The organism is Anabaena sp. UHCC 0451 (assembly GCF_034931405.1).
In the GTDB taxonomy this organism is placed as follows: Bacteria; Cyanobacteriota; Cyanobacteriia; order Cyanobacteriales; family Nostocaceae; genus RDYJ01.
The window spans coordinates 1-5,513 of the sequence record NZ_JAYGHA010000069.1; the positions used below are offsets into that span (position 1 = coordinate 1).

A 5,513-nucleotide genomic window follows, 5' to 3' on the forward strand; every position below is an offset into this window, starting at 1 on the left:
CCCGTTACGTTGTAGGAACTGCGAATACTGCTACTGTTAATTTGGCTGATAATGATAAACCGACTATTACTATCAGTGCTACCGATGCCAATGCGGCAGAAACTGTTACAGGACAAGCTGCAAATCCTGGTAGATTTACTCTGACGCGTACAGGAAATAAATCTGCACCTTTGACTGTTAATTATACCGTTGTGGGTACAGCTACTAATGGGGTTGATTATCAATCATTAACTAAGAGTGTGACTTTTGCTGCGGGTTCTGCTACGGCAATAATTAATGTCAATGTTAAAGATGATGCTGTCTATGAGGGGAATGAGACAGTTATTGTCAATTTGGCTAGTAGTGCAAATTACAGTTTAGGAACTGCGAAAACTGCGACTGTTAATTTAGTTGATAATGATTCGGCAACTACTATTAAACCTACTGTTACTATTAGTGCTAGTGATGGAAATGCAGGGGAAATCTTAACTGGACTAACTGCCAATCCTGGTAGGTTTAAACTGACAAGAACTGGAGATTTAAGTTCATCTTTGACGGTTAATTATTCTGTTGCGGGTACGGCTACTAATGGGGTTGATTATCAATCATTAAGTGGTACGACTACTTTCTCTGCTGGTGCATCGACGGCTTTGATTAATGTTAATCCTGTTGATGATGCTTTGGTTGAGGGAAATGAGACGGTTATTGTGACTTTAGCTAGTAGTGCGAATTATGTTTTGGGTACTGCTAAAAGTGCAACTGTGAATATTGCTGATAATGATCCTGCACCTTTTATTACTGTTACTTCACCCAATGGAGGAGAATCATTAGTTATTGGTGCAAATAATAATCTAACTTGGGCGGATAATATCGCTGAAAATGTCAAGATTGACCTATATAAAGGGGGAGTTTATAACCGCACAATTTTCAGTTCAATTTTATCAGATGGTAGTGAAAGTTGGACTTTACCTAGTAATTTAGTAGCTGGTGCTGATTATCAAATTAAGATTAGTAGTGTGAATAATGCTGGTCTTTGGGATTTCAGTAATAGCAATTTTACATTTAATTTAGTACCTTCTGATTATGCTGGCAATAGTTTAACTCAAGCCCGCAATATCGGTACTTTGATGAATACACAAAATTTTAGTGATTTTGTAGGCGATACTGATACTAATGACTATTATAGATTTAGTGTTAGTAGTCCGAGTAATTTTAATTTGTCGCTCAGTGGTTTGAGTGGTAATGCAGATGTGCAGCTAATTCAAGATATTAATGGCAATTCTCAGGTGGATGCTCATGAAATCCTGGGAAGTTCAATCCTGACAGGTAGTTCAATAGAATCAATCAACGTATCTTTATTTTCTGGTAACTATTATGTTCGGATATATCCAAGCGGAAATGGCATAAATACTAACTACAATATCAGTCTTTCTGCTACTTCTTTGGGTAACTATGATTATACCGATTCTTCACCTACTAATAACACCTACTACGATATACCTGTAACTCGCTCTTTCTTTAATAGTAGTGGAATTGGTGTATATCAGAGTCAGTATGGTACTTTTCTGATGTATGGTTCTATAGCTGACTATTATTCCAATAACCAATATGCTAATCCAGATACAACTAATGGATTATCGGATGTTTACTCCGGTTTAGGTTTGCCAACTTCACCCATTTACAAACAAGCTGATGGTAGTTCTGTTATGGAATTTGAAGGGGGTAAATTAACTAATTTAAATGGTATTGTCACCGCAACTTATAATCAAAAGTCTAGTAGCTTTGCTTTAGTTGGAAAAGGTGCGCCTAATGGTACAGAGTTACAATGGAAAAATGATTACAGTTATTGGAGTAAGAATGTAGGTACTCCAACTAGCGAGGTACGTTTTGTTAATGGTGGATGGGTACAAGATTTTGCCGATAGCCAAGGAAATATAATTAATATTTTCTCTGTGAAAGATGGTCAGCAACTAACTCAAGGTGGACCATATCGAGTACAAGGAGCAATGTTATATTTCTATCGCTTGGTTGGTGGATATGAAAGGCAAAATGGTGGGTTAGGATTTGCAACACAAGTAGAGGAGAAATATAATTTTAATGGTTACAAACATTATCAAAGCTTTGATAAGGGGTTTCTTGGTATCACTTTTGATGATCGAGTGATTATTCAAGATTGGCAGGGTAAAACTATATATTCTGAAGTATCTGCTAATAATTGGAAAGCAGAATATTTCAATAACCGCGATTTAACAGGTAGTCCTACATGGATAGAAGATTTAGGTTCTGGTAGCCAAGATTTCTCCCGTAATTGGGGAAATGGCGCACCTACAAATACTCCTGTGGATAATTTTTCTGGGCGGTTCACAACTACACGATATTTTGCGCCAGGATTGTATCATATTACAGTTAATGGTGATGATGGGGTACAAGCTTGGATTGGTAATGAACGGTTAATTGGTCAATGGAATGATTTTGCTGGTACTTATTCTGGTTATTTCCGTTCAACAGGTGGGTATTATGCAGTGAAAGTTGAACATAAAGAAATAAGTGGTGGTGCTGGCGTTGGTTTCAAAATTGAAGAACATCAGGCTTTTATAGATAGTGCTGATAGCACTACATCATGGGCTGGAGGTATTTACCATTGGTATGGACAAGGTACTGCACCATCCTTTGATGTTATTCGTGATCAGGGTAATCTGATTGGATATGTTAATTTAGGCTCTAATGTCCGCAGTGATGGCAAAATTGGTATTAATGCTAATTGGGGACAAGGTGCGCCTAATGGTGATAACGCTCGTCTCCCTCATAATTTCTTTGGGATGACGGCCTGGACTCTACAATATTTTGATGGTAGCGAATATAAATTCCGCGTGCGTGGAGATGATGGTTTCCACCTCTTTGCAAATAATGTTTGGGGACAAGGCGGAGTATACAATATCACACCTGCTAATCAATGGGTATACGCTCATAGTGACTATTATGAGGTGAAATACACTTTACCTGCGGGTTGGTATGATGTTGGTTATGATATGTGGGAAGGTGACGGGGACACTTATATTGATATGTCTTGGGAGAAGGTTGTGGTAGCGCCAACTGGATATTATTCTGAACTTAATACCCTTAGCGAGTCCCAATGGGATCAACAAAGTGGAGATGATAACCAATTCCGACCAGATTCACCATATGGAGGTGGAGATCAACGTGGGAAAACAGATGACCGAATTGAGCAAATCTACACCGATTTATCTAATACTATTTTTGGCACACGGTATCACATGACATCAGGCTATTTATACGATCAAAGCTACTACAATGAGACTGGGAAATGGCACGCAGGAATTGATATAGGGGCAGGTTATCAAACACCAATTAAGGCAGTGATTGGTGGTTCTGTTGCATGGATACACGGTTCTGAAGATGGTTATGTTTTTGTAGGCATTAATTCTGATGATGGTCGTCAATGGGTTTATGGACATTTAAAATCTACCAGTGGTCTATCGAATGGCAAACGAATTAATGCGGGAGACACTGTTGGTTTAGTTGGTTACTATAGTGGTGCGCCACATTTGCATCTTGAAGTCCGAACATCTAATCAAGGAACGGGAGGCGCAAATGCTAATCAACAATTCCTCAGAGACGTTACAATGAGTCCACTTCAGGCATATTGGCAATGGAAAAACCGATAGAATTAAGCTGTTGTGCTTTTTCCCAAGGCTTAATTGTTGAAAAGACCTGTGTAGGTGGTAGGGGTTTAGCAATGCTAAACCCCCAACAATATCAGGTACAATACCAGCGAATACCATGTAATTTCCCCATCCAAAAATGTCGAAAATTAAGATAATTCAGCAACATCAAAATCATTGTAGATTTGTCACTCTTAGTTAGTCGTTGGGTAAGGGTTTAGCAATGCTAAACCCTTACGTTTGAACATAATTGTCGAGCGATCGCTCTTTTAGTTGATGTGAGGAGCAATAGCGAAGCGCTCCGTAGGAATCGCTGTTTGGGGATCTGGGAGTGCGATCACCTTTTTGGGATATGAGAGAGCGATCGCTGTTTTGGGATGATGGGGTGCGATCGCTGTTTGGGATGTGGGGACGCGATCGCTTTTAGGGATGTGAGGAGAGCGATCGCTGTTGTGGGGATGATGGGGAGGGCAATAGCGCAAGCACTGAATTGTCAGTTCGCTGTTGGGATATGAGCAAAACTTTAAAAAGAACGATACCATTAAAATAAGTCTAACCAAGTAAGTACAGCAATGAAAATATCAGCATTCCAGCAAGCTATTGAATCAGTCGAAAGTTTATCTTTAGAAGACCAAGAAATATTACTTGATCTTCTTCAAAAACGACTGCACCAAGAAAAAAGAACCAAACTATCCCAAGAAATTACAGAAGTTCGCCAAGAATTTACTGAAGGAAACTTTAAATTTGGTTCAGTCAATCAATTTTTAGCAGAAGTCGATCAACCATGAATATTGGCTGGACTCCCAAATCATTGCGCTCTTTTAAACGTCTAATTCGTAAAGATCCAAATCTTCGATCTTTGATTGAACAAACATTGTTGCAATTAGCTGAAGATCCTTTTTATCCTAGCTTACGAACTCACAAACTCAAAGGCGATTTAGCTAATGTCTGGTCTTGTTCAATTGACTATAATTACCGTATTTTGTTTGAATTTGTCGAAAATATTGAAGACGAACAAGACGCTATTTTGCTCCTCAATTTGGGAACTCATGATGAAGTTTATTAATACTGATTTTTAGAGATGCGCGATAGCGTCTCGATAGCGATAGTGTGACATAGGAATCGCTGTTTGGGGTGTGGGGATGCGATAGCGCAAGCGCACCGAAGGTATCGCCTATTTGGGAGATGTGGGAGTGCGATAGCGAAGCGCTCCGTAGGAATCACTTTTTGGGATGTGGGGTGGTGCGATCGCCTTTTTGGGATATGAGAGAGCGATCGCTTTGATGCTGTTAGGAATGGTAAAGGAAATAAATTCAGCTATAATACAAGTAACAAGCGAGCAAAGACTAGGAAAATAGATATGATTACTGTAGAATTTCAAACCACTATTGAAAATGGGATGATAAAAATTCCCGAACAGTATCAACAACAGTTAAAACAACCCAATATAGTTAAAGTCACTCTTCAACAAGAAGCCTCTGAACAGTCTGAAAATTACCTCCAATATTTATTGGAAAATCCTTTAAATATAGAACAATTAACTCCAATGAAACGAGAAGAAATTTACGAAAAAGAATAGAAATATGACGATTTTTTTAGATTCAAATATCTGGATATATGCACTTAATCAGAGTCAAGATATCAGAAAACATCAAATTGCTAACCATCTAGCCACACAAACAGGACTTTATTTAAGTACCCAGGTAATCAATGAAGTTTGTGTAAACCTAATCAAAAAAGGAAAATTCCCCGAAAATCAAATTCAAAATCTTATTCAAGGTTTTTATCAAATTCATCATATCATTGAACTCGATTTTAACATATTGTTGAAAGCATCCACATTAAGAGGAT

6 protein-coding genes are annotated in these 5,513 nt (G+C 38.4%); 5 read left to right on the forward strand and 1 reads right to left on the reverse strand.

Features of this window, described 5'->3' with window-relative positions; genetic code table 11:
- A partial coding sequence (locus VB694_RS25130) for a Calx-beta domain-containing protein (protein ID WP_323363049.1) occupies positions 1-3,665 on the forward strand: 3,665 nt, incomplete at its 5' end.
- A 266-nt stretch (positions 3,666-3,931) separates the two neighbouring features.
- On the opposite strand, the gene VB694_RS25135 is transcribed toward VB694_RS25130, so the two are convergent.
- The gene (locus VB694_RS25135; protein WP_323363050.1) at positions 3,932-4,144 is read right to left on the reverse strand and encodes a hypothetical protein; all 213 of its coding nucleotides are present in this window, start codon (positions 4,142-4,144) and stop codon (positions 3,932-3,934) included.
- 90 nt (positions 4,145-4,234) lie between these two features.
- On the opposite strand from VB694_RS25135, the gene VB694_RS25140 reads away from it, so the two are divergent.
- From VB694_RS25140 to VB694_RS25155, 4 genes are all read left to right on the forward strand, one after another.
- Positions 4,235-4,450, forward strand: coding sequence for a hypothetical protein (locus tag VB694_RS25140; RefSeq protein WP_323363051.1), 216 nt, complete (start codon positions 4,235-4,237; stop codon positions 4,448-4,450).
- The gene (locus VB694_RS25145) at positions 4,447-4,728 is read left to right on the forward strand and encodes a type II toxin-antitoxin system mRNA interferase toxin, RelE/StbE family (protein WP_323363052.1); all 282 of its coding nucleotides are present in this window, start codon (positions 4,447-4,449) and stop codon (positions 4,726-4,728) included. Before VB694_RS25140 ends, VB694_RS25145 begins: the two co-directional genes overlap by 4 nt.
- Positions 4,729-5,022: 294 nt before the next feature.
- Positions 5,023-5,241 (forward strand): hypothetical protein, encoded by a 219-nt coding sequence (locus VB694_RS25150; protein ID WP_323363053.1) that lies wholly within the window; start codon positions 5,023-5,025, stop codon positions 5,239-5,241.
- Positions 5,242-5,245: 4 nt separating this feature from the next.
- Positions 5,246-5,513: PIN domain-containing protein (locus VB694_RS25155; protein ID WP_416233504.1), on the forward strand; the 268-nt coding region annotated here is incomplete at its 3' end.